General features: G+C 43.3%; 20 protein-coding genes. 9 read left to right on the plus strand and 11 right to left on the minus strand.

Features of this window, described 5'->3' with window-relative positions:
- Nucleotides 1-129 precede the first annotated feature (129 nt).
- On the plus strand, nucleotides 130-1,506 hold the full coding sequence (locus tag CXF69_RS09125) for a DHA2 family efflux MFS transporter permease subunit (protein ID WP_101205898.1): 1,377 nt from the start codon (nucleotides 130-132) through the stop codon (nucleotides 1,504-1,506).
- Nucleotides 1,507-1,688: 182 nt separating this feature from the next.
- On the opposite strand, the gene bfr (CXF69_RS09130) is transcribed toward CXF69_RS09125, so the two are convergent.
- From bfr (CXF69_RS09130) to CXF69_RS09140, 3 genes are all read right to left on the minus strand, one after another.
- A complete protein-coding gene (gene bfr / locus CXF69_RS09130; RefSeq protein WP_101205899.1) occupies nucleotides 1,689-2,168 on the minus strand; it encodes a bacterioferritin in 480 nt (159 codons plus the stop codon).
- Between the two features lie 68 nt (nucleotides 2,169-2,236).
- Nucleotides 2,237-2,725: a bacterioferritin gene (gene bfr / locus CXF69_RS09135; protein WP_057760257.1), complete on the minus strand. Its 489-nt coding sequence runs from the start codon at nucleotides 2,723-2,725 to the stop codon at nucleotides 2,237-2,239.
- Nucleotides 2,726-3,084: 359 nt separating this feature from the next.
- Entirely contained in the window at nucleotides 3,085-3,276 is a 192-nt protein-coding gene (locus CXF69_RS09140; RefSeq protein ID WP_101205900.1) for a (2Fe-2S)-binding protein, read from the minus strand.
- A 388-nt stretch (nucleotides 3,277-3,664) separates the two neighbouring features.
- Here CXF69_RS09140 and CXF69_RS09145 point away from each other — a divergent pair, with 388 nt between their 5' ends.
- Nucleotides 3,665-3,994: an ArsR/SmtB family transcription factor gene (locus tag CXF69_RS09145; protein ID WP_057760261.1), complete on the plus strand. Its 330-nt coding sequence runs from the start codon at nucleotides 3,665-3,667 to the stop codon at nucleotides 3,992-3,994.
- Nucleotides 3,995-4,159: 165 nt separating this feature from the next.
- On the opposite strand, the gene CXF69_RS09150 is transcribed toward CXF69_RS09145, so the two are convergent.
- The 5 genes from CXF69_RS09150 to CXF69_RS09170 form a co-directional block, all read right to left on the minus strand.
- Nucleotides 4,160-4,882, minus strand: coding sequence for a sulfate/molybdate ABC transporter ATP-binding protein (locus CXF69_RS09150; RefSeq protein ID WP_082624600.1), 723 nt, complete (start codon nucleotides 4,880-4,882; stop codon nucleotides 4,160-4,162).
- Between the two features lie 96 nt (nucleotides 4,883-4,978).
- Nucleotides 4,979-5,929 (minus strand): sulfate ABC transporter permease subunit CysW, encoded by a 951-nt coding sequence (cysW, locus tag CXF69_RS09155; RefSeq protein WP_101205901.1) that lies wholly within the window; start codon nucleotides 5,927-5,929, stop codon nucleotides 4,979-4,981.
- Between the two features lies 1 nt (nucleotide 5,930).
- Entirely contained in the window at nucleotides 5,931-6,815 is an 885-nt protein-coding gene (gene cysT, locus CXF69_RS09160; protein WP_101205902.1) for a sulfate ABC transporter permease subunit CysT, read from the minus strand.
- A gap of 223 nt (nucleotides 6,816-7,038) precedes the next feature.
- Nucleotides 7,039-8,130: a sulfate ABC transporter substrate-binding protein gene (locus CXF69_RS09165; RefSeq protein WP_101205903.1), complete on the minus strand. Its 1,092-nt coding sequence runs from the start codon at nucleotides 8,128-8,130 to the stop codon at nucleotides 7,039-7,041.
- Between the two features lie 283 nt (nucleotides 8,131-8,413).
- Nucleotides 8,414-9,553, minus strand: coding sequence for a sulfate ABC transporter substrate-binding protein (locus CXF69_RS09170; RefSeq protein ID WP_101205904.1), 1,140 nt, complete (start codon nucleotides 9,551-9,553; stop codon nucleotides 8,414-8,416).
- Between the two features lie 405 nt (nucleotides 9,554-9,958).
- Between CXF69_RS09170 and CXF69_RS09175 the strand changes: the two genes are divergently transcribed.
- Nucleotides 9,959-10,471, plus strand: a complete 513-nt coding sequence (locus CXF69_RS09175) for a hypothetical protein (protein WP_228706768.1) — start codon at nucleotides 9,959-9,961, stop codon at nucleotides 10,469-10,471.
- Nucleotides 10,472-10,605: 134 nt separating this feature from the next.
- Here the strand turns inward: CXF69_RS09175 and sat are convergent, their stop codons facing one another.
- Nucleotides 10,606-11,868 carry a sulfate adenylyltransferase gene (gene sat / locus CXF69_RS09180; protein WP_101205906.1) on the minus strand — a complete coding sequence of 421 codons (1,263 nt, stop codon included), beginning with the start codon at nucleotides 11,866-11,868 and terminating at the stop codon, nucleotides 10,606-10,608.
- Between the two features lie 343 nt (nucleotides 11,869-12,211).
- Between sat and CXF69_RS09185 the strand changes: the two genes are divergently transcribed.
- Genes CXF69_RS09185 through CXF69_RS09195 form a run of 3 tightly spaced genes read left to right on the plus strand, consistent with a single transcriptional unit; the run spans nucleotide 12,212 to nucleotide 15,177 of the window.
- Nucleotides 12,212-13,897 (plus strand): nitrite/sulfite reductase, encoded by a 1,686-nt coding sequence (locus CXF69_RS09185; RefSeq protein WP_101205907.1) that lies wholly within the window; start codon nucleotides 12,212-12,214, stop codon nucleotides 13,895-13,897.
- Nucleotides 13,890-14,480: a DUF934 domain-containing protein gene (locus tag CXF69_RS09190; RefSeq protein WP_101205908.1), complete on the plus strand. Its 591-nt coding sequence runs from the start codon at nucleotides 13,890-13,892 to the stop codon at nucleotides 14,478-14,480. The genes CXF69_RS09185 and CXF69_RS09190 overlap by 8 nt, the downstream gene beginning before the upstream one ends.
- Before the next feature lie 58 nt (nucleotides 14,481-14,538).
- Complete coding sequence (locus tag CXF69_RS09195) at nucleotides 14,539-15,177, plus strand: phosphoadenosine phosphosulfate reductase domain-containing protein (protein WP_101205909.1); 639 nt, start codon at nucleotides 14,539-14,541, stop codon at nucleotides 15,175-15,177.
- A 73-nt stretch (nucleotides 15,178-15,250) separates the two neighbouring features.
- On the opposite strand, the gene CXF69_RS14655 is transcribed toward CXF69_RS09195, so the two are convergent.
- Together CXF69_RS14655 and CXF69_RS09205 are read right to left on the minus strand one after the other, a co-directional pair.
- Nucleotides 15,251-15,442, minus strand: a complete 192-nt coding sequence (locus CXF69_RS14655) for a WG repeat-containing protein (RefSeq protein ID WP_101205922.1) — start codon at nucleotides 15,440-15,442, stop codon at nucleotides 15,251-15,253.
- The gene (locus CXF69_RS09205) at nucleotides 15,379-16,224 is read right to left on the minus strand and encodes a WG repeat-containing protein (protein ID WP_101205910.1); all 846 of its coding nucleotides are present in this window, start codon (nucleotides 16,222-16,224) and stop codon (nucleotides 15,379-15,381) included. Before CXF69_RS09205 ends, CXF69_RS14655 begins: the two co-directional genes overlap by 64 nt.
- Before the next feature lie 246 nt (nucleotides 16,225-16,470).
- On the opposite strand from CXF69_RS09205, the gene cysG reads away from it, so the two are divergent.
- From cysG to CXF69_RS09220, 3 genes are all read left to right on the plus strand, one after another.
- Nucleotides 16,471-18,111 carry a siroheme synthase CysG gene (gene cysG / locus CXF69_RS09210; protein ID WP_101205911.1) on the plus strand — a complete coding sequence of 547 codons (1,641 nt, stop codon included), beginning with the start codon at nucleotides 16,471-16,473 and terminating at the stop codon, nucleotides 18,109-18,111.
- Between the two features lie 152 nt (nucleotides 18,112-18,263).
- Nucleotides 18,264-19,886: an exonuclease SbcCD subunit D C-terminal domain-containing protein gene (locus CXF69_RS09215; protein ID WP_180952652.1), complete on the plus strand. Its 1,623-nt coding sequence runs from the start codon at nucleotides 18,264-18,266 to the stop codon at nucleotides 19,884-19,886.
- Between the two features lie 83 nt (nucleotides 19,887-19,969).
- Nucleotides 19,970-23,860, plus strand: a complete 3,891-nt coding sequence (locus CXF69_RS09220; protein ID WP_101205912.1) for an AAA family ATPase — start codon at nucleotides 19,970-19,972, stop codon at nucleotides 23,858-23,860.
- The last annotated feature ends 36 nt before the right edge of the window (nucleotides 23,861-23,896 follow it).

Raw genomic sequence — 23,896 nt, forward strand, 5'->3', positions numbered from 1 at the left:
TCTTATATCAGTTACTTTGAGTCACTTTTATTATGAGTTAAGCTTTCTTATACTACTCAGCTTGCATAGTGATCTGTTCGCAAATCCGCTATTTTCTTACTTCATAACGAGACGTTCAATGGGACTCACATGGTAACGCTCACCCCGACTCAAGATAAATACTTACCCTATGTGCTAGCGGTAGCGCTATTTATGCAGATTTTAGACGCTACTATTTTAAACACGTCCTTACCGCAAATGGCACAGGCGTTGGGTGAGTCGCCACTAAAGATGCAGTGGGCTGTCATCAGCTATGCATTGACCTTGGCGATTTTTATCCCTATCAGTGGTTTTTTAGCGGATAAATATGGCACACGCCGCGTATTTTTATCAGCGGTCATCATTTTTTGTATTGGCTCATTACTGTGCGCGACGTCGCAAACGCTAGATTTTTTGGTTGCTTCACGTGTGGTACAGGGTATCGGCGGTGCCATGATGACGCCTGTCGCTCGTTTGATATTGGTTAAGTCTTATCCGCGCAATAAGCTGCTCACTGTGATGAATTTCGCTGTGATACCAGCGTTGGTTGCACCACTAGTCGGTCCAGTATTGGGCGGCTATATCGTGCAGTATGCTAGCTGGCATTGGATATTTTTGATCAATATACCGATGGGCGTGGCAGGTTTTATCATGGGAAAAAAACTGGTGCCAGCGCTATTCGAAGATACCAAGCGTCTTGACTGGACAGGATTTGTATTGTTTGCCGCCGCTGCTTGCGGGTTCACACTGGCTGTCGAGTTTGGTTCACAGACTGGTCGCGGGATTTATGGGTTGTTGCTTGGGTTAGGCGCAAGTCTATTGATCGGCGCGTATGTCTGGCATGCCAAACGGCGAGCAGCTCCCCTGTTTCCACTGAGCTTGTTTGATATTCGCACTTTTCGAATTGGTATTACAGGCAACTTGTTTACGCGGCTTGGTATCAGTGCAGTACCATTTTTGCTACCTCTACTACTACAGGTGGTATTTGAGTACTCACCTTCGCAGGCAGGTTGGCTACTTGCCCCGATTGCAGTGGGTGCTATCGGTATCAAACCTTGGGTTAGCAAGATTATTCAGCGGTTTAGCTACCGTAAAGTACTTGTCTACAATACCTTGTTTATGGGTTCGCTTATCATTGTGCTAGCGCAGTTTAATGATGCGTCGCAGTGGCTATGGTTTATACCTATCTTGACCATCATGGGTGCCTGCAACTCTATGCAGTTCAGCGCGATGAATACGATTACGATTGGCGATTTACAGGGGACACAGACCAGTAGTGGTAACAGCTTAATGGCGGTCAATCAGCAGTTGGCGATTAGCTTTGGTATTGCGTTCGGTGCTGCTGTGTTGAATCTACTACGTGAGCGTCTACAGATGGATACACTAGTAGCATTCCAAACCACTTATTGGATATTGGGTATTTTGACCATTCTCTCGGGGCTGTATTTCTTACGTCTGAAACCTGAAGATGGCCGCGGTTTGTACTAGGGCATATATTCAATCGAGATAAGTTTTCTATTGAGTGAGATTTTACGTACGATACATCTCTATTCTGTATAGCCGAAATTTCGGAAATAGCTTATCTATAGACAGAAAAAAGCCAGTATACGATTGTGTTATCAATCTTATACTGGCTTTTTTATTACGACTTACCTCAATAGTTAATCCTATTATGCGTCATCATCATTCATTTGCGATTGGATGTAGCGCTCTACACCAATACTTTCTATCAAGTCCTGCTGTGTCTCTAACCAATCTTCATACTCTTCATTGCCATCTTTTAGCGTGACTAATAGCTGGCGAGAGACATAGTCAGACTTTGTCTCACACAAGGTGACCGCATCGGTAATAATATCGAACTTTTGTCTCTCAAGACGTAGATTGCACTCAATGATTTCTGGTACGTCTTCACCGACCAACACCTTGCCCAGTTCCTGCAAGTTTGGCAAGCCGCCTAGCAATAAAATACGAGCGATTAGGTCGTCTGACCATTTCATCTCAGCGATAGATTGCTTATATAATGAGTCATTAAGCGCCTCTAGACCCCAATGACGTGCAATACGTGCATGCAAAAAATACTGGTTGATGGCAATCAATGACTGCCCAAGTACTTTATTTAACGCGCGAATAACTTCTTTATCCCCTGTCATTACCTTTCTCCCTTAATCTCTATTATTTATGCTAAATACTGTGAATGCTATTCATACGTAGGATGATATCAGACAATATTAGGAGTAACTTCAGCCATTTGGCTTTGTAGGTAATTCGGTAGACCAATCATGTCGATGAGACGGAGCTGCTGCTCAAGCCAATGCGCATGATCTTCTTCGGTATCTTTCAACTGCTCAACCAGCATCTCACGCGTGACATAGTCATGCTCTGCTTCGCAAAGTGCGATACCTTCTTTTAGATGCTTTTGTACTTGGTACTCTAAATCTAGGTCAAACTGCAACATCTCAGGGACAGTCGCACCGATATGGATAGCGTCGACCGACATCTTTGGCGTGCCACTCAACATCAAGATACGGCGAATGATATTCTGTGCGTGTAGCGTTTCGTCTTCCATTTCATGATGGATACGGTCGTATAACTTGCCATAGTGCCACTCAGCGTACATCTCTGAATGAATAAAATATTGGTCACGAGCGGCAAGCTCACCACCTAGTAAGAAATTCAAATAATCAATGACTTTCTGGCTACCTATCATAACGCGTACTCCCCTATTTATTTTTACCGATCACCATACATCCACAATTTATCATATAAGGATAGCATAATTGGCAAACTGATCAGTAAAATCAAAATCAATAAAATGGCTTCTAATCTTAGGTAAATATAGTAGCATACAGGCGCAGTATAGGGTGTAACGTTATGAACTAAGAATAAGATGCTAATTGAGAATCATAATTAGCTACAACTAGTATTGATATGTGTTATGTAACATGTTGGCGTTTGAGTGAGATTATATGGACGCTTGCACCCGACCCTTTATGTATAATAAATTTAGATGCAGAATATTGAATATATTTTATCGTATTATATTACAAGGTATATGATTGATAATATTTAAACAGCGTATGCTAGATTATCGAGTTTTGCATGGTGTTCATCTAGGTAGTCATTGACCATCGGCTCACAACAGCCACAGCACGTTGCTACATCGAGCGTATCTTTTAGACCATCGAGCGTATCAACACCTGCAGCAATAGCTGCTTTGATTTGCTTTTCTTTTACGTTGTTGCAGATACATACGTACATGGATTGGCTCCTCGGAATACCACTATTCGATAATGACAGCATACGACACTTATATAAAAACCTTTGTGATAAGTGTCATTGATAAACGGATAATTTACTGTTTTTTAGCAATGAAAACTTAGTCGTTGAAATCACGTTTATCGCTTGCAGTATAATAACGATAATTATTATCATTTTCAATCACATTCGATATATTTATTTTTCGAGACAGTATCCTTATATTACAGGCAGTTCATTTATGTAAGTGGATATAAGTGTGCGTGTAACCGAATATTGTCAAAGGTAGTGAATTGACGATGAACTGTAAATTTGATTATTTTTTAATCGATTTTGTAGATAACTGCTGTTATATTGAACCCCTATTAACGAAGCCCATTGGAATTCACCTATGTCTGATAATAATTTTACGATACGACCTATCGATTTATTCAAAGTCCTATCTGATCCGACACGTCTAAAAATATTTCAAATTCTTTTTAAAAAAGAAGCACGTTGCGTGGGTGATTTGGTAGATATGCTTGACCAGCCACAACCAACGATATCACGCCACCTAAACCATTTGAAAAAATTGGGTATTTTGAGCTGTGTACGTGATGGTACTTGGATGTGGTATGAGGTCGCTGATGATTTACCAGATTGGTGTCAAGATATCTTGGACATCACCTACGAGCAAATCACTCCTAGAGGCACTAGTAGAGATGTATCAGATCTTGCTTAGACACTAGTGTCCGCTTAGATTTTTGGTTCTTTGACTGTGCTTTATAAAAAGCGTTAAAGACCATAAATCTGCGGCAATGCTCCAGACCAAAAAAGACCTACTTTCGTAGGTCTTTTTTTTGCTCAACTATTGATAATTTGACTTAAATTGCGCTAGATCAAATGCTTATACAAGATCTAAGAAGTCGCTAATAAAGGCATTGGCTGGCTGGTGTATTAGCTCTTCTGAAGTGCCTACCTGCTCTACTCGGCCCTGATTCATCACGACGATCTCATCTGATACCGCACGTGCCTCTTCTTGATCGTGCGTTACCATGATACTGGTGATACCAAGCTCGTGGTGGATGTTTTTTAGCCATGTGCGCAGCTCTTTACGGACTTTGGCATCTAGTGCACCAAACGGCTCATCTAGCAGCAACAGCTTCGGTTTGACAGCAAGTGCACGTGCTAAGGCAATGCGCTGACGCTGACCACCTGATAGCTGATGTGGATAAGCATTGGCAACTTGTGGTAGCTGTACAAGGTCTAAGAGCTCTGCCACACGCTTATTGATATCAGCTTTGCTTGGGCGTTCGTTTTTTGGCAACAAGGTCAATCCAAACGCCACATTGTCCGCGATATTTTTATGGCGAAACAGTGCATAATGCTGAAACATAAAGCCAATATGGCGCTTTTGGACTGGAGTATTGGTCACATCCAGCTCATCGAACAATACCTGTCCAGAGTCAGCATATTCTAGACCTGCGATAATACGTAGCAAGGTAGTCTTACCGCAGCCTGATGGACCTAGTAACGTCGTCAGCTTGCCAGTCGGCACAGTGATATTGATATTGTCCAAAGCCGTAAAATTGCCGAATTTTTTATTAACGTTGCGAATCTCAATGCTCATAATCGTATCTCTTATTATATCTTTTGTCGTATCGTGGCAAGTAGCTGAATAGCGACTGCATCAATAGTATTAACATCATTTATCAGATAATGGCAGTTATACCTTGCCAGTACTGTCCGCACTCGTCGATTCAGTGGCGGCAGTGGCGTTAGCACTTACTGGCAGCTCAGGTGCACTGGCAAGCCGCTCAGACTTGGCAAATTTACGCTCTTGTATCTTGGTCATGACTTGCTGAATCAGTAGCGTCACTAAGGCAAGTGCAGCCAATATGCTCGATAAGGCAAACGCAGCGGTAAAGTTATAATCGTTATAGGCAATCTCAACCAATAGCGGCATGGTGTTAGTCTCGCCGCGAATGTGACCAGATACCACACTGACCGCACCAAACTCGCCCATCGCACGTGCATTGGTCAAAATCAAACCATACAGCAGCGCCCATTTAATATTAGGCAATGTCACATGCCAAAAGGTCTGCCAGCCAGTCGCGCCTAAGGTCAACGCTGCTTGCTCTTCAGAGTCGCCTTGGGTCTGCATCAATGGTATCAGCTCACGTGCCACAAACGGAAAGGTCACAAATAGCGTCGCCAGAATAATACCAGGCACCGCATATATGACCTGAAAACCCATACTCTCAAGCCAACCGCCAATAGTAGAGTTCAGTCCAAACAGCAGCACAAACATCAAACCTGCAACCACTGGTGATACCGAAAATGGTAAATCAAGCAACGTGGTGACCAGCTGCTTACCTTTAAACTGATAGCGCGTGACCAACCATGCAATCGCAATGCCCATTACCATATTAATCGGTAAGACAATTCCTGCCGTGATAAGCGTCAGCTTGATGGCTTGCAAAGCTTCAGGATCGACCAGCGAGGCGATATATAACTGCCAACCATTTTTAAACGCCTCATAAAACACCGCCAATAATGGCACAACCAACATGACGATCATAAACAGTACAGCGATGCCAATAAAGGTGCGACGTATCCATGGCGTATCTTTGGTCGCAGCGTTGCTTTGGTAGTCGTAGCTATTAGATATTTGCATATTAGCGAGCTCCTACACGGCGCGACAGTTTCCACTGCATGATATTGATGGTGAGCAAGATGACAAATGATATGAGTAGCATAAATAGTGCAACCGCAGAAGCACCTTGAATATCAAACTGCTCAAGTTTACTGATAATGATAAGCGGCAAAATCTCAGACTGCATCGGAATATTGCCCGCGATAAAGATAACTGAACCATACTCGCCAGTGGCACGGGCAAACATCATACCTGCACCCATTAACAAAGCAGGCAATAGCTCTGGCAAAATCACTTTACGAAAAGTCGTCAAACGATTAGCACCCAGTACCGCAGCCGCTTCTTCAAACTCAACCGATAGCTCAGCAAGTACGGGCTGCACCGCGCGGACAATAAAAGGAAAGCTCACCACAACCAGTGCTAGCCAAATACCTATCGGCGTAAAGGCAACCTGAATATCGAACTTGGCAAACCATTGACCAATCAAGCCATTAGGCGCATATAAAGTGGCAAGCGAGATACCTGTAACGGCCGTTGGTAGTGCAAATGGTAAATCAACCAAGGCATTAATCAGTGACTTACCCCAAAACTCATAGCGGACAAGCACCCATGCGACCAGTGTGCCAAATACCATATTGGTCAACATCGCTAAAAATGACATCCATAAGCTTAGCTTGATAGCGGCAGTGACTTGTGGCTGGGTAATGGTTTCCCAAAAGCCCGTCCAACCCATCTGCGTCGTGGTATAAGCCATCATAGCAAACGGTAGTACCACCAATAACGACAAGCTAAAGACAGTAATACCCATGCTCAGACCGAACCCGGGTAGCACATTGCGCTGACGCAAACGGGTCAGCCAACCTTTTTTATTGCTGGGCTTACTGGCAGAAGAAGATGTTGCACTCATAGTGATGTCCTATTGCCTAACTGATGGTACTTAGCGAGGGTGCTCACTGTAAGACCATTATTACCATTGTTATCAAAATTATTATTGGTCGGCTTATGATATAAAGGACATAGTGCGTACGACCATGTCCTTTATGGGGTGCTTCATGACTGACTGTACGATTAACTGAGTTAATCTGTTGCAGTAGTTAGCGCAGTAGCTGCTCTAACTACTCAGCAAGTGATTACTGAGGCGCGTTAATTGCCAATTGGTCAAATACACCGCCATCGCTGAAGTAAGTGCTCATGATCTCATCCCACGTACCAAAGGCATCGTTCGGGCGGAAAGTCTCAACTGGCGGTAATTTGTCACCGTTTTTGTCAAGCACGCTCTTAACGCTAGGACGTAGATATAGATTGGCCGCTAGCTGCTGAGCCGGCTCACTCCATAAGTAATCAAGATACGCTTTGGCAGCGTCTGTAGTGCCTTTTTTATCTGTTACCGTCTTCACAACTGCTACAGGGCTTTCTGATTTAATTGAGTATTTTGGATAAACGATGTCTACTTGACCTGCGCCAAAATCAGTCGCTGCAAGGTTGGCTTCGTTTTCAAAAGTAACCAACACATCACCAATACCGCGCTGTACGAAAGTCGTTGTCGCGGCACGTCCGCCGTTTTCATAGACTTTGACATTTTTTAGCATGTCTTTTACGTAGCCTTTAGCTTTTGTTTCATCTTCATTAAAAGCATGTAGACCATAACCGTATGCACCTAAGAACGCATAACGACCGTTACCCGTCACTTTTGGATTGGCCATGACAATCTCAACACCGTCTTTGGTCAAGTCTTCCCAGTCTTTGATATTTTTTGGATTGTCTTTACGCACCAAGAATACGATCGTACTGGTAAAAGGAACCGCATTGTCTGGGAATTTGCTTTCCCAATCTGACTCAACCAAGCCTTTTTTCTCAAGCAGCTCAATATCAGACCCTTGGTTCATGGTAGCAACATCGGCTTGTAGGCCGTTGGCAACAGACAATGCTTGCTTACTTGAGCCGCCATGTGACTGTTTGATTAAGATATTGCTGTCTGGGTTTTCAGCTTTGTAGTGCTCAACAAACAACGGGTTGTAGTCTTTATAGAAGTCACGTGCCACATCGTATGAGACATTAAGTAGCTCGATATTTTGCCCTTCTGTCGTCGCTGAACCATCAGCTGCGGCCTCAGTAGTCTCACTGTTGTTACAGCCAGCTAGACCAAGGGTCAAAGCAACGCCAGCAATACTCAAGGCACTAAGAGTTTTACTTTTCTGTTGATAACGAGCTACGTCTGTCATAAATACCTCAAAGATGTCTGTTGTGTAATGCAAGTATGCTAACAGTGCCATCTTATTATGTTTAATGATGAATATGCGTATGTTATTGCCAAAAGGGAATAACAAGCGGACAAACCTAAACATATCAATAATTTATCGTACTGGATGTCACGTATAACTGTTGGTTTGGCAATAAACAGTGTCACTACTGGCACAAATGCTAACTGCCCAATATGCGCTTTCTTGTATGTACTATTACTGATAATAGCGAGATAGACAGTTATATGAATCAAACCATCAGCGGCTACTTGCTGCTCGTCTTGGTGCTCGCCAGCTGATCAAAACGGCCGCCATCGACAAAAAATCCATCCATAATTTGGTTCCATGAGCCAAAGACCGCCACAGGATCAAACGTCTCTATATCAGGCAACGTATCCTTGTGATCGGCTAAGACTTGCTCGTTGCTTGGACGCATATACATCTCTGCCATGAGCTCTTGTGCAGGTTTGTCCCATAAACCTTTCAGATAAGCACTAGCCGCTTCCGTCTTACCAGATTTTTCAGTCACTGATGTTACGACCGCTACTGGGTTGGCAATCGTAATCGAATAGCTCGGGTATACAATATCAACGTTACCCTTTGCAAATTGCTGGGCAGTCAAATGTGCTTCATTTTCGGTCGTGATCAACACATCACCTAAACCACGTTGAGTAAAGCTGGTCGTCGCAGCGCGTGCGCCATTGTCATAAGTAACCACGTTTGCCAGCAGCTTTTTGATGAAATCATTGGTTTTTACAGGGTTTTCATTACTGCTTTCTTTGAATTGGTGCAAGCCGTAGCCATAAGCACCCAAGAAGGCATAACGCGCTGTACCACTGGTTTTCGGGTTTGGGATGACCACATCGATATCATTACGGGCCAAATCTGACCAGTCTTTGATATTTTTTGGATTACCAGCGCGAACCAGTAGCACCATGGTGCTAGTATACGGCACGGCATTATTTGGTAGTGCTTGCTGCCAGTCAGCAGCGACCAAACCTTTCTCCACCAACAGATTCATATCGCTCTCTTGGTTAAAGGTCACTACATCGGCTTGTAGACCATTGGCGACAGAGAGCGCCTGCTTACTAGAGCCGCCATGTGATTGATTGATATTTACTTTGCTATTTGGGTGAGTCTTCTGATAGTCGGTACTGAATAAAGTGTTGTAGTCTTTATAAAAGTCGCGAGATACATCATAGGAAACGTTGAGTAAATTGACATCTTGCGTCTCGCCACTTGCATTATTCGTCGCGTCATTTTGCGTCGCTTCTGTTGGACTGCAGCCTGTCATTATCATCGCTGCTGCGAGCATGCCGCTGGTGGCAAGTACACGCGCTTTTACAGGCTTATTATTAGTTGATTGAATGCTAGCAATGCTGATTTGTTGGAATTTTTTTTGCATGATTCTCTCGATAAAAGTATTAGAAGCGTTTTGTCAAAATCTTGACCATCATCACAGGGCCTACAATTTTTTGAGTTCGGTTGTCGGGATGATGCAAGCTATGCTAGCAGCATAAATAGCAAACGCTTAGTGACGAATTAGCTTATCGACTAGTGAAGTTGGCATAAGTGATAGGAGCAATCGTTTTGCAGCATCAAGCATAAAAGGAGGTACATAACTGCTGGCAGGTTTATTAAGTAGACTATGATTTGGGTAGGCTGTACCATTATTTGTACGTCATGAAGTTTGCTGTATTAATGATACTTTCATTATCCTGATGCTATGCAAACCTTACCCTCCTACTTGACCAAAGGCCCTTATATGACTCTTTTATACCGTCAATTTCGTTCTATTGTAGGGCTAATAATGTTGACCTCTACCCTAGCTGCTTTAACAGGCTGTAATAGTATGTCGCCCACTGTGAACAGCGCTAACCACAGCACGGTTAAATCAGTTGCCAGTACAACATCTACTTTGCCAGCTATTCAAAATAATGATTTGGGTGACAATGTCTCAGCAGACAAGGTTTCAGCGGATTACGCTACTGCCGACTACGATAAACGAGTACAAGGCTATGATTGGGTTGGCGTGATGGTACGAGCAGATGGTGATCGACAGATTGACATTAAAGTTCGTTCACGCAGCGATATCAAAAAACCTACTTGTCACTTCGATAGTAAGGCGACATTGATGGGCCAAGATACTGCTCATGGTATGATTTTTCAGTCAAAGGTAAATGGCAGCACGGCTTTTTTCCAATTTAAGGACGACTCCCTCATCATCGACAGCCCAGATAAGTATGCACTGAACTATTTTTGCTCAGGTGGTGGCTCTCTTGCTGGAGAATATAAGAAGCTGGCAGAAGGCTTGGAGATTTAAGAGACAGCGCTAGTATGCGTTAAGTTGTTTTCCATTTTAAACATGATGATAAAAACAAAAAGGTGCCAGACTATAAGTCTGACACCTTTTTTATAACTGGCTTAGTACGAGTTATTTATCCTGATGATCTGCCCTTATACCGCAGATGCACCCGTTAATTTAACTTCAGCACGCTCTTCTTTTGCAATGCCGGCATAGTAGTCACGCAAAATTTGTAGTACTTCTGGACGGCTAAAGTTATCTGGTACATCTTCATCTTCTGATAGTGCTTTACGCAGCTTAGTACCTGACACTTTAACGTGTTCAGAGGCGTCATGCGGGCAAGTCTTGTCAGAGGCCATCGCATTACAAGCATTACACCAGAACGTCCAGCCAATTTTGAGCGGCTGAGTGATAAGGTCATCTTTACCAACGTGCTCAAAAATCGTTTGCGCATCAAACGCACCGTAGTAATCGCCGACACCCGCATGGTCACGACCAACAATCAGATGGCTACAGCCATAGTTTTGACGGAATAGCGCATGTAATAATGCCTCACGTGGGCCAGCATAGCGCATATCCAACGGATAGCCTGCTTGGATAACGGTATCTTGTCTAAAGTAGTTGTCGATCAAGGTTTTGATGGCTTCTTGACGAACTTCTGCTGGGATGTCGCCAGGTTTCAATGCCCCTAATAATGAATGAATCAACACACCATCACAGATCTCAATCGCAATCTTGGCCAAATACTCATGTGAGCGGTGCATTGGATTACGCGTTTGGAATGCAGCCACTGTTTTCCAGCCTTTAGCATCTAAAATTGCGCGTGTTTCTGCTGGCGTTTTGTAGATTTCTGGATATAGTGCTGGGAACTCACCTTCGCTTAATACTTCAACGCTACCGGCAATATTGATGGCTTCTTGGCTCAATACTTGCTGTACGCCCGGATGCTCTGAATCCGTGGTCGTGAATACTTGCTGACACTCATGTTCTTTATCGATGGTATAAGTCTCTTCTACCGTCAAGATACCCATGACTTCGCCATCTTGAGCGACCAAGGCTACTTTGTCGCCTTGACTCAAATTATCCGCAGTTTCTTTTGGCGCAGACAAAGTGATAGGAATTGGCCAAAACAAGCCAGCGTTTTCACCGCTTTGCAGACGCATGTTGTCTACCACGCCCTGCCAGTCCGCTTGATTCATAAAACCATTTAACGGAGTAAAACCACCAATACCGAACATGATTAAATCACCACGCTCACGTGAGCTTAGAGTGATGGTCGGCAATGTGCTGGCAAGCTCTAATGCTTGATCACGTGCTGCACCGTTTAATAATAGTGGCTTAAGCTCTGCACTACCATGTGGTGGAACCAGCTTTGATTTGAATTGTGATTGGGTTTGGCTTTGAGTTTGAGACATATAGTTATTAAAACCTCTTATAAAAAGAATGGTTGGAAGAGATGAGCAAAAATGCAAAAGCGATTAAATGTACAAAACTGAGAAGAAAGCCGTCGCTAGATAATAAGTAGCGTACTAGCGACTGGGCATTAAATTTGATACGCATAGGCTACCTAACTTTCGTTATGAAAATTTATGCTGTGTTTGGATATGGATATGTCTGAAAGGAATTTATGTTTCTGGCTACAAGCTTATATGATGTATAGCTGAATTATTTACATTGCGAACGGCAATAAAACCTATTACACACGCAAATCATTTTCGTCGCTGATTTTAAGATTAAAAACAAAACTGAGATTACGTCATGTATCAATATAATTACGCTGACCAGACTTTGGTAGAGGAACGAGTTGCCCAATTTCGCGACCAAACCGAGCGGTTTTTGGCAGGTGAGCTTGCCGAGGAGCAGTACTTACCACTGCGATTGCAAAACGGCTTGTATATCCAGCGTTATGCGCCTATGCTCCGTATCGCCATTCCTTACGGCTTGCTTGCCAGCTATCAGCTACGCAAATTGGCTGAGATTACCCGTAAGTATGATAAAGGCTATGGGCACATGACCACCCGTACCAATATTCAGCTGAACTGGCCAAAACTAGAAGAAGTGCCAGACATTTTGGCTGAGCTTGCGACAGTACAGATGCATGCCATCCAAACCTCAGGTAACTGTATCCGTAATACGACAACGGATCCTTATGCGGGTATCCATAAAGAAGAAATTGCTGACCCACGCCCTTATTGTGAGATTATCCGTCAGTGGTCAACCTTCCACCCTGAGTTTGCCTTTTTACCACGTAAATTTAAAATTGCAGTCATCGGTACCGAAGCGGATCGAGCTGCGACGCAAGTCCATGATGTGGGTCTGCACGTCGTTACCAATGACGCAGGCGAGCTTGGCTTTGAAGTGATCGTTGGTGGTGGCCTCGGGCGTACCCCTATTATCGGCAAAACGATTCGCAAGTTTTTACCTCGTGAGCATTTACTCAGCTATCTGGATGCCGTTTTGCGCGTTTATAACTTGCATGGTCGCCGTGATAACAAGTACAAAGCCCGTATTAAAATTTTGGTTGATAGCTTAGGTGGCAATCAGTTTGGCAAATTGGTGGAGGCTGACTGGGAAGCACATACTAAAGATGGCCCGCTTACCTTGACTGAAGAGAATTTTGACACCGCTGCTAGCTACTTTAGCATGCCTGATTATCAGTCATTTGATGCGCTCGCAGTACAATCAGAGTTGCAAGCACAATTGGCAGACAATAAAGATTTCGCTGATTGGTATAAGCAAAACACCGTGGCACATAAGGTGGACGGTTACCGTGCGGTAGTGATCTCTTTAAAAGCCGGACTGGTGGACGGTCGTTATGTGCCATCAGGTGACTTGAGTGATGCGCAAATGGATGCGCTTGCCGATTTGTCTGATCGTTATAGCTTTGGTGAATTGCGCGGTACGTATCAGCAAAATCTGGTATTCGCTGATGTGCAAACCAATGAGCTTTATGAATTGTGGCAGCAGCTATCAGATTTGCATTTAGCACGCGCCAATATCAACACCTTAACCGACATGATTGTCTGCCCAGGTTGGGATTATTGCTCACTGGCCAATGCGACTACGCACAATATCGCTGAGCAAATCGAAAAGCAGTTTGATGATTTAGATTACTTGTATGATCTTGGTGATATTCGCCTAAACATGTCAGGCTGCATGAATGCTTGCGCCCATCATCACACAGGTGATATCGGCATCTTGGGTGTGGACAAAAAAGGCGAGCACTGGTATCAGATTAGCCTTGGCGGTAACTCTAGTAATGACGCCAAATTGGGCAAAATCTTAGGAAAAGCGGTGCCAGCGGATGATGTGGCCAGCACGCTACAAACCATTTTAGATGTGTATCTCGATATACGCGGCACTAACGAACAAGATGTTGAGGGTTTTGGTGACGTGATTGACCGCGTTGGTATCGCCCCCTTTAAGGAGAAGGTCTATGGCTAATCATCATGTGCTTGATAGCCATGGCGCAGACATCAGTGGCGAAGATACTTGGCAAGCGCTAGCGACAGCGCAGCTGCCTGACGGTATCGCGTTATCAAACCTGACCTTACTTGAGCTGTTACACAAACAAGAAAAAGTTGATGTACTTGTCCCACTAGCAGATTTATTAAATGCTGATGGAAAACTGGCAAACGGTTTGCTAGAGCAAGTATTGGATATCCTCAAGCAGCACAGCAGCCGATTGGGTGTGTGGATCACATCCAACACCGATGCTGATGATCTGTCTGATGTAAAAGAATTTTTATTGACGCAAGACTTGATCGTCATTCATGTCCCAAGTTTTGTAGACGGTCGCGGTTTTAGTTTTGCACAGACCCTGCGTCAGCTTGGTTATGAAGGTGATATTCGCATGGCAGGCGCGTTTGGTCGTGATCAAATCGCTTATTTGCTGCGCGCTGGTGCGACCAGCTTTGTACTCAATGAGCATGATGCTAAATCTGATATTAGCCAAGCCTTCACTGCCCTAGCCAGTAGCTATGATGGTCGAGACGCTTCAGCATTACCGATGTTCTCAAAAAACTGATTTTATTATTCACTATCAAATCGCTATTTTTATATTAACAATTATTAAGGAATGTATTATGAGCCAATTACACCCAAACCTAGATATCGACCAAGCAAACCAAGATTTGCAAGGTAAATCACCTGAGCAAATCGTTGAGTGGGCATTGACGCAAGCCAAAAACCCAATCATCACCACCAACTTCCGTCCGTATGAATCAGCGATCTTGCATTTGGTTGCTAAACAGCGCCCTGATATTACTGTATTATGGGTAGACTCAGGCTACAACACTGATGCTACTTATCAGTTTGCCAACAAATTGATTCGTGATCTTGATCTCAACGTTGTGACTTATATCCCAAAACAAACCGCTGCCCATCGTGACGCCACCATGAATGGCATCCCAGGCATTGACAACCCGCAACATGGCGAATTCACTGAACAAGTGAAACTTGAGCCATTCCGCCGCGCCCTTGCTGAGCTAAAGCCTGACGTATGGTTTAACGCGATTCGTAAAGACCAAACTGAGTTCCGTCAAGGGCTTGATGTACTTAGCTTATCAAAAGACGGCGTACTAAAGGTAGCGCCATTGTTTGAAAAAACCGATGCAGATTTGGATGTATACTTAGATGAGCACAACTTGCCAAACGAGCATGACTACTTTGATCCAACTAAAGTAGAAGAAAGCCGTGAGTGCGGTCTGCACACGCAGTTGTAATTTTAGCTGTTTATGAATTTGAGAAGCCCTTTCTTTGATTTAAGAAAGGGCTTTTTTCAGTTTTTCATTGGACTTAAAACTTGTTTTCTACACGTTTACCTTGTCTATTAATGTAGAACCATTCACCATCTTTTTTGACATAGGCGGTACCATCTTTAAAAGGATCAATAAATGGAATGTCATCATAGTCTAATTCAATTGCTACATCACCATTTTTGTCAATAAATCCATGCTTACCGTTATCATAGACAAGACAAGTGCTAATCCGTTAATGAAGGGGAAGACCATTGCATAGTCTAGCTCTTTGACTACTTGATTCGACCTATTAATGATCATAAACTTATCATCATTATTAACGACGGCTAAACCACCTGAAAACCAAGTCGCACTATAATATTCAATGGGTATCACGATATTATTTAGCCTATCTATAAATCCGAACTTTTCATTTTTTTCAACTGCTGCTAGGCCTTCTGTAAAGGAAATAGTAGAATCATATTCATAAGGAATAACTAACTTATTATTAATATCAATGTATCCATACTTCCCTTCGTTCTCAACTGCAGATAAACCCTCATTAAAACCCATTAAATCATCGTATATTATCGGAATAATTATCTGTCCCTGTTTATCAATGACTCCTCTTCTATTATCTACCCCAACCACAGCTAAACCATCTTCAAATGGATAAGTAAGGCTGTATTTGAGAGGTATAATAACTTCACCCTGCATATTAATGTATCCGGATAAGTTGTCCTTATGAACACTTGCTAGACCTTCTACAAAAGCAATTGGAAAGTCATACTGTGTTGGTATTTTTATCACACCTTGCTTATCGATGAATCCATACTTACTACCTTTTATTACGGGCGCGAGTTCACCATCAAACTCACAGTGTTCATCAAATACAACCCCATTTGGTAACTTATAACCTTCAGCCAACGCGCATTCTGCTAGTACATCTGAACTAACTAGCAACCCTAAAATCAGTCCGAAAAAGACAGTACTTGATTTTTTTAGTCTATTAAACGTATTGTTTTGACTCATTATGATGCCTTCATAATTGTTCTGAATTAAAAAATATAAAATTATGCCCTTCTAAACCTCTAGTACGCCTATCATGTCTTATAAAACCTATTCCCTTTCTCACAAAAAATCATCATTAACATGACAAAAACGAATATACTAATGCCAATTCACTAGGTGAGAGTGTGCTTGTGATACCTCATAATGGCGGCATTCCTTATATCTTTTCTACCTTTTATAATAAACAATTAAATATACGGTGACATTATGAACACCTTCCCGCTATTTTTTAAATTAGAAGACCGTAAAGTGCTCATCGTGGGCGGCGGCGAAGTGGCACTGCGTAAAGCGGATTTGCTCAGCCGTGCAGGCGCCTGTATCACTATACTTGCACCTGATATCAGCCATGAGCTACAAGCTTTGCTAACTGACAGCAAACATAAATTTATCTATAAGAATTATAATAAAACCTATATGTCAGGCGCACGAGTAATCATTGCCGCGACTGATGATGAGACGCTGAATCACCAAATTCATGCAGATGCGACTGAGCTAAACATTCCAGTCAATGTGGTCGATACGCCGCATTTATGTGACTTTATTTTTCCAGCTATTATCGATCGTAATCCCATCGTGATTGGTATTTCATCAAATGGTAAGGCGCCTGTGCTGGCACGTCTATTACGTGCACGCCTTGAGACATTAATCCCGCAAGGCTATGGTAAATTGGCCAAGCTGGCAGGTGAATTCCGCAGTGAGGTAAAAGCCAAAATACCGACGCTTACTGGACGTCGCCAGTTTTGGGAGCGCGCATTTGAAGGTCAGGTCAGTCAGCTCATGTTTGCAGGTAATGAAACTGAAGCGGCTGCACAACTGCAAGCTGATTTGGATAGTACTGCCGCTGCTATCAGTAAGAAAAGCGACAATGCAGATGCGGTAAAAGAGACAGACACGATTGCTTCTACTCTATCTGATGAATCAGAAAAAGAGTTACCAGCCGTTGGCGAAGTTTATATCGTAGGCGCAGGCCCGGGTGATCCAGAGCTGTTGACCTTTAAAGCACTTCGTTTGATGCAACAAGCAGATGTGGTATTTTATGATGCGTTAGTCTCACCGCAGGTGTTGGACTTATGTCGCCGTGATGCTGATAAAGTATTCGTCGGTAAAAAACGCAGCAATCATACAGTTGCGCAATTAGGCATCAATGAGCTACTTGTCAATCATGCCAAACAAGGCCGACGTGTGGTGCGTTTAAAAGGTGGCGATCCATTTATCTTTGGACGTGGCGGCGAAGAGATCGAAAGCCTGCGGGCACATAATGTGCCATATCAAGTCGTACCGGGTATCACTGCAGCCAATGCCGCTGCTAGCTATGCAGGCATTCCGCTCACTCACCGTGACCATTCACAATCAGTGCGTTTTGTGACAGGATTTTTGAAAGCTGGTGCACCTAACAGTAACTTTAAGAGTTTCTTAAATACTGATGAGACGGTCGTATTTTATATGGGTCTGCACTCGCTGGCACGTTTGACTGAAGGCTTGGTTGACGCTGGTCGTAGTAGCGAGACGCCGATTGCTATCGTCTCTAATGCGAGTATGTCCAATCAGCAAGTATTGACAGGTACGCTTGCAACGATTGTTGCCAAACAAGAACAAGCACAATTGCCAACGCCTGCCCTTCTCATCATGGGCGACGTGGTCAGCTTGCATCATGATTTGGCTTGGTATAATTTACAAAATCAGCAGCACAGTCAAAACAGCGATGATATAGCTAAAAATTGGTTGCGTGAAGGCTCAAGAGGTGAAGCAGTAAAACAACCGATAGACCAACAAGCACATGCCCTATCAATGGTCGCAAATCTTGCAACACAGCAAGGAGATGGTCTGGAGCAATTGATTGTTGACTAGCGCTTACTGCTAACCTGCAAAACGATGAGTCTCAAATAAGAAGAAAACCCTACCAGTATATTATTGGTAGGGTTTTCTTTTGGCAACAGCGCAAATCTCAACGATTCTTGCTAGAATGAAGACTTTCTACTGCTCATAATCATAGTCTACTTATGCCCATACCTGATGCTAGCTTGTCTTCTTCTTTGACCACGCAAATGAAACCTTTGACCATATTGCATACCTCAGACTGGCACTTGGGGCGACGCCTATATGGGCGTCTTCGCTATGAAGAGTTTGAGTTATTCCTGCATTGGCTACAAGACACCATCAGCGCACAGCAAGTAGATATATTGATCGTCGCAGGTGATATCTTCGATACCATGACCCCAAGCAATAAAGCCCAAGCGCTGTATTATGAGTTTTTGGGTAAGGTCTCACGCTCCTGCTGTCAGCATGTGGTTATTGTCGCAGGTAATCATGACTCACCGACATTTTTAGACGCGCCAAGCAATGTGCTTAAGTTTTTGAACGTCCATGTGATTGGCACGGCTTGTGATGACTTGGAAGATGAAGTATTGGTCTTGGGTGATGATGATAATAATCCTCATTGCATCATCGCCGCTGTACCCTACCTGCGCGACCGTGATGTGCGTAGCAGTAGCGCTGGCGAGTCCGCAGATAGCAAAGACGCCAATGTTATCGCTGGTATTTGCGAGCATTATGACAATATTGCAGACATTGCGAAGTCTAAGCAAGCCGACTTAATCAAAATGCATCAGCGATATATTCCTATCATCGCAACAGGACATCTATTCGCGTCTGGTGGCAGAACAACCGAGGATGATGGTGTACGCGAGCTATATGTCGGATCACTAGGTAAAATCTCCGCCGATATGTTCAATGATGGCTTCGATTACGTGGCACTTGGGCATTTGCACGTGCCACAGCGCGTTGGCGGTCGTGAGAGTATTCGCTATTCAGGCTCACCCATCGCGATGGGTTTCGGAGAGGCCAAACAGCAAAAGCAAGTATTGCTGGTACAGTTTGGTGCCGCAGAGCATTTTAATAACGACATTTTAGGGTTAAACGTCGCACCTGACGATATTACTCCTCATGCTATCAATATAGATGCTGACATTGGAGTCTCCAAAGTTAAAAAAACAGTAGATAAATTAGCAGAAAAAACCGCTAAAAAAGTGTCTAGTCAGGAACTGCCTTTCATGGATGACTTGTTTGGCTTTGATGAGCCATTAGAAGATGAGGAAGTTAAAAAATCTACTGTCGTAGAAAATACTCCTATTCAGCCTGAGCAATATAAAAGCATTCGAGAAACTTCTACTGACGCCGTGAATAGCAATAAAATTCTACATCGCGATGACGCTAATCAGATGCAAGTAGTATCCCTACCCATTCCAAAGTTCCAACAATTGGCGCAAATATCTGGTGACCTAACCACAATTGAACAAACCATTCAAGCGCTTACACAATCGGACTCTATTTGGCTAGAGATTGTCTATACAGGTGACGAAATCGTCAGTGATTTGCGTGAGCAAGTGCAAGCAATGGTAGAAGGGTTGCCATGTGAAGTGCTTAAGATAAAAAACACTCGTACTTATAATAAAGTCCTCAATCAGCAGCAAACATCTGAGAACTTGCAGGACTTAAATGAAATGGAAGTGTTTGAGCGCTGCTTGACGATAAATGATGTGGCTGATTCTCAAAAAGACTCATTGCGCGATGCCTATGGTCAGATACTTTATAACTTACGTCATGAAGACAAACAGGCAGAATGATATAAGTGACATATCATGACCACACTTCCTTATCTCTCTCAATTTTTCGCAGTTGCGGCTATTACTAATATTAAGACTTATCCATGCGCCTAATCGAACTCAGACTAAAAAACCTCAACTCCCTAAAAGGCGAATGGCATATTGATTTTGCTGATACTGCCTTTACCAATGAAGGTATCTTTGCTATCACTGGGCAAACAGGTGCTGGCAAGACCACCATATTGGATGCTATTTGCTTAGCGCTATATGGTGAGACGCCAAGGATTAATAGTATCAGTAAGAGCAGTAATGAGGTGATGACGCGGCAGACGGCAGAGTGTTTCGCTGAAGTAGTGATTGACTTAAATGGTGAGCAGTATCGCTGCCGCTGGGGGCAACGCCGTGCTTACAATAAAGCAGATGGCAATCTGCAAGATGCGACTCATGAAATCGCTAAGATAAACGTTGATGACTCGTCAAAAGAGAATGAGCTGTTAGAGAGTACCTTAAAGCATACCAAAAACAAGATCATTGAACTGACTCGGATGGATTTTCAACAGTTCACTCGCTCTATATTGCTAGCTCAGGGCAGTTTTTCAGCATTTCTAAAGGCAAAGGCTGATGAACGCGCAGATATTTTAGAGAAAATCACTGGCACTGATATTTACGCTACCATCTCAACACAGGTTCATGATAAGAAACGTACCGAAGAAGAAATTCTCAGCAAGCTACAATACGGTTTAGATGGCTTAATGCTTCTAGATGCTGATGAAGAAAGTCAGTTAAAGGCTGACTTGCAGTCATATCAAAGTGCCCAAAGTGAGCAGCAGCAAACCATTCAAGATTTGTCCGAAAAGATAAAGTGGCTAGATAGCGTGACAGAGTCAAAAGAAAAACTGAATACTTATCAAAATGATCTAGCGCAGGCTCAGCAGGCTCAGCAAGACTTCATCCCTAGTGCCAAACGCTTAATCGCTGCTAATAAAGCGTTGGAGATTGATAGTCAGTTTGGTGAGTTATCATCTACCCGCAAGCACGTTAACGAATTAAGCCGAGAAAAAGCGCAGCTCGAATATGACTTACCTAAGCAGCAAGCACTCACAAAAAGCGCTCGCACACAGCTAGAGAAGCAACTAACACAGCGTCAAGATGCAGAAAACACAATGCAAATTGCACGGCCTAAAATTCAGAAAGCACGTGACCTCGACAACGAGATTGACCAGCAACGTCGCGCTTTAAACGATACACGTGTCAGACATGACACACTTCAGGCAGACGCTGAGCAACTGCTTGAAAATATTGCCGCGCAAAAAAGCATTGCCATAGATAAAGAAAACCAAAGCGCGCAATTGACCGAAAAACTTACCGGTACGGATAATTTAAGCTATTTAGACGGCCATATTGCCATTTTTGATGAAAAGTGCAGTCGCCTAAAAGCGGTAATACATCAAAATTCAGTGCTTTCGCAAGACAAGATACGCCAAACACGTGAATTAGAAGAATACAAAACCGCATTGGTAGTACAACAGCAACGCCAACAAGCACAAAGTGATAAAAATGAAGTCACCCAAAAGCAATTAATCGCACTAAAAAAAGCACAAAGCGAGCTGATTCAAGCGCAATCGGTCACACAGATGCGTGAGACACAAGAGCAGATAGACAGCACTAGCCAGCAGCTCGATCAGCTGCACTTTCATGACCAGCAGCGCCGTGACCTTAACGCACAAGTGATACAAATCACCAGTCACATCGAGCAGCTAGAGAGTGAAATCAATGGCTATGAAAAGTTGATTACAACGAAAAAAGCAAGCCTCAAAAGTACGCAAGAAAAGCACCAAGACAAATTGAATCAGCTACAACTACAACAAAAGGTTGCGGCGCTAGAGAACTATATTGCCGATTTACAAGACGGTACACCTTGTCCTCTATGCGGTGCGCTTGAGCACCCTTACGCTCAAAATCACCCGCACCTTTTACCCGATGACGAAAACTCCCAATTAGCGCAGTATATTAGTGTTTTAGATGAACAAATTACCGAGCTGAATAAAAGCATCACTGCCCAGCAGATTGAGCAGGCAAGTAAACAAAGTACGCTTGCGAGTAAAAAAAATCAGCAAGCCGAACTCACTGCGCAAATACAGCAGCATGATACCGCCATAACAGAACTGCTGTATGTCATCAGCCAGCAGATGAATGATGAAAACTTAGCTGACAGTACTATTGCCAACTTGATACAACCGTTACTGGCGTTGGGTAGTGATAACGATATCGTGCCAGTGCTTACCGCCAGCAAAAACAAATTAGCGACATATAAAGACCGTATCAAAGATTCGTTAGCACTCTATGACAGACTTCTTGAAGATATGAGCCGTTTGCGTAAGACGCTAGAGACGGCGTCACAAGACCAGCAAGTACTAGCAAATGATATCACTGAGCAGAGATACAAAATCACCATTACCGAAAGTAATATAACGGGTATTGACAATAAAATCACAGAGAACTTTGCTGAACTACAAACGCTCATTACCGCCATTTTGCAGCGTATTGACCCTTATGCTGCCAGTAGCTATCCGACAGAGGCGCTGAGCACCTTGCAACGTGCGCCCGAGAACCTACAGTTGTTATCGGCTAGCATTAAACAGCAAAAAATTCTGAGCAATGCAGATTATGATAGTTATCTTGAAGAACTACGTCAGCAGCGCCGCGCCCTCGTACAGCTAAAAGACGCTTTCGCTGAAGATAAGGACAAACAGCAGACAATACAGAGCGACCTTGAACGCATAAAAGCATATATTGAGAATAAAGAAGCACAGCTAAAAAAAGATACCGATTCGCTTAACAGTCTAATGCAAGCGAAGAATAAACAAATAGCTGCACTAACCCAGTTTCAAGACGAACGCGCAGAGGTTTTTGAGGCGGCCGACCTAGAAGCAGCTGAGCGTACGCTTAGAGACACTCTAGAGCAAGCACAAGAGGCGCACAGTGTTGCCCAACGACAACTGGATAAAGAGACGTATAATTTGCAACAGCTCATAAAGCAGCAAGAAAACTTAGCCAATCGTATCGAAGCAGCTACGCAAACCTTAGAAACGCAACATACTGCATTTAATAACACACTTGCCACCTCTAGCTTTGATACGGAAGCAGAATTTTTGGCGGCGCGCCTGCCCATAGATGAGCGTAACGCACTTAGACAGCAGCAACAGCATATCGATTATGCCCTAAAGCAAGCGCAATCTTTATTGGATGCAACACAAAAAACACTTGCAGATAAACAAGCCAATCCGCTGACAGTAGACGATAGAGAAACGCTTACCCAAAAGCAATCACAAGCCCAAGATGAATTTAACAAACGAATTGAGTCAATCGGTGCAATCAGTCAGCGTCTAAAGGACAATGAAGACAAAAAAACCACCCAACAGGCACAGCTTGATGCTATCACTGCTCAAAAGGACAAACTGCAAGTTTGGCAACAATTGCATAAATTGATTGGTTCATCTGATGGCAAAAAGTTCCGTACTTTTGCTCAAGGGCTAACCTTTGACCTTATGGTCACTCACGCCAATACGCAGCTGCAAAAAATGAGCGATCGCTATTTGCTGGCTCGTGATGATAATAGTCCACTTGAGCTAAATGTGATTGATAACTATCAAGGTGGTGAAATTCGCAGTACTAAAAACCTCTCAGGCGGCGAAGGTTTTATCATTAGCCTAGCGTTAGCATTAGGACTCTCACAGATGGCCAGTCAAAATATTCGGGTAGATTCGCTATTTTTGGATGAAGGATTTGGTACATTGGATGAGGAATCCTTAGACATTGCGCTTGATACGCTGACCAATTTACAGCAAGAAGGTAAATTAATCGGGGTGATATCCCATGTTCAGGCCCTAAAAGATCGCATTTTAACCCAAATCAAGGTCGAAAAGCTCTCGGGCGGATTTAGTCGAATCAGTGGTCAAGGATGTCATAAAGTCGTCAGTGAAAAAGCATCATAAGTTAGGTTAATCACTTTACTACTTAATACTTTTAAT

Source organism: Psychrobacter sp. Choline-02u-9 (genome assembly GCF_002836505.1).
Lineage (GTDB): Bacteria > Pseudomonadota > Gammaproteobacteria > Pseudomonadales > Moraxellaceae > Psychrobacter.

Excerpts from the sequence above, each read along its gene's own strand:
- CXF69_RS09170 (WP_101205904.1), bottom strand. The coding sequence starts at position 9,553 with ATGCAAAAAAAATTCCAACAAATCAGCATTGCTAGCATTCAATCAACT.
- CXF69_RS09175 (WP_228706768.1), top strand. The coding sequence starts at position 9,959 with ATGTTGACCTCTACCCTAGCTGCTTTAACAGGCTGTAATAGTATGTCG.
- bfr (WP_101205899.1), bottom strand. The coding sequence starts at position 2,168 with ATGACAGGGGATAAAGAAGTTATTCGCGCGTTAAATAAAGTACTTGGG.
- CXF69_RS09140 (WP_101205900.1), bottom strand. The coding sequence starts at position 3,276 with ATGTACGTATGTATCTGCAACAACGTAAAAGAAAAGCAAATCAAAGCA.
- cysG (WP_101205911.1), top strand. The coding sequence starts at position 16,471 with ATGAACACCTTCCCGCTATTTTTTAAATTAGAAGACCGTAAAGTGCTC.
- CXF69_RS09125 (WP_101205898.1), top strand. The coding sequence starts at position 130 with ATGGTAACGCTCACCCCGACTCAAGATAAATACTTACCCTATGTGCTA.
- CXF69_RS09195 (WP_101205909.1), top strand. The coding sequence starts at position 14,539 with ATGAGCCAATTACACCCAAACCTAGATATCGACCAAGCAAACCAAGAT.
- CXF69_RS09205 (WP_101205910.1), bottom strand. The coding sequence starts at position 16,224 with ATGAGTCAAAACAATACGTTTAATAGACTAAAAAAATCAAGTACTGTC.
- cysT (WP_101205902.1), bottom strand. The coding sequence starts at position 6,815 with ATGAGTGCAACATCTTCTTCTGCCAGTAAGCCCAGCAATAAAAAAGGT.
- CXF69_RS09215 (WP_180952652.1), top strand. The coding sequence starts at position 18,264 with ATGCCCATACCTGATGCTAGCTTGTCTTCTTCTTTGACCACGCAAATG.
- bfr (WP_057760257.1), bottom strand. The coding sequence starts at position 2,725 with ATGATAGGTAGCCAGAAAGTCATTGATTATTTGAATTTCTTACTAGGT.
- CXF69_RS09150 (WP_082624600.1), bottom strand. The coding sequence starts at position 4,882 with ATGAGCATTGAGATTCGCAACGTTAATAAAAAATTCGGCAATTTTACG.
- CXF69_RS09145 (WP_057760261.1), top strand. The coding sequence starts at position 3,665 with ATGTCTGATAATAATTTTACGATACGACCTATCGATTTATTCAAAGTC.
- CXF69_RS09185 (WP_101205907.1), top strand. The coding sequence starts at position 12,212 with ATGTATCAATATAATTACGCTGACCAGACTTTGGTAGAGGAACGAGTT.
- cysW (WP_101205901.1), bottom strand. The coding sequence starts at position 5,929 with ATGCAAATATCTAATAGCTACGACTACCAAAGCAACGCTGCGACCAAA.
- CXF69_RS09190 (WP_101205908.1), top strand. The coding sequence starts at position 13,890 with ATGGCTAATCATCATGTGCTTGATAGCCATGGCGCAGACATCAGTGGC.
- sat (WP_101205906.1), bottom strand. The coding sequence starts at position 11,868 with ATGTCTCAAACTCAAAGCCAAACCCAATCACAATTCAAATCAAAGCTG.
- CXF69_RS09220 (WP_101205912.1), top strand. The coding sequence starts at position 19,970 with ATGCGCCTAATCGAACTCAGACTAAAAAACCTCAACTCCCTAAAAGGC.
- CXF69_RS09165 (WP_101205903.1), bottom strand. The coding sequence starts at position 8,130 with ATGACAGACGTAGCTCGTTATCAACAGAAAAGTAAAACTCTTAGTGCC.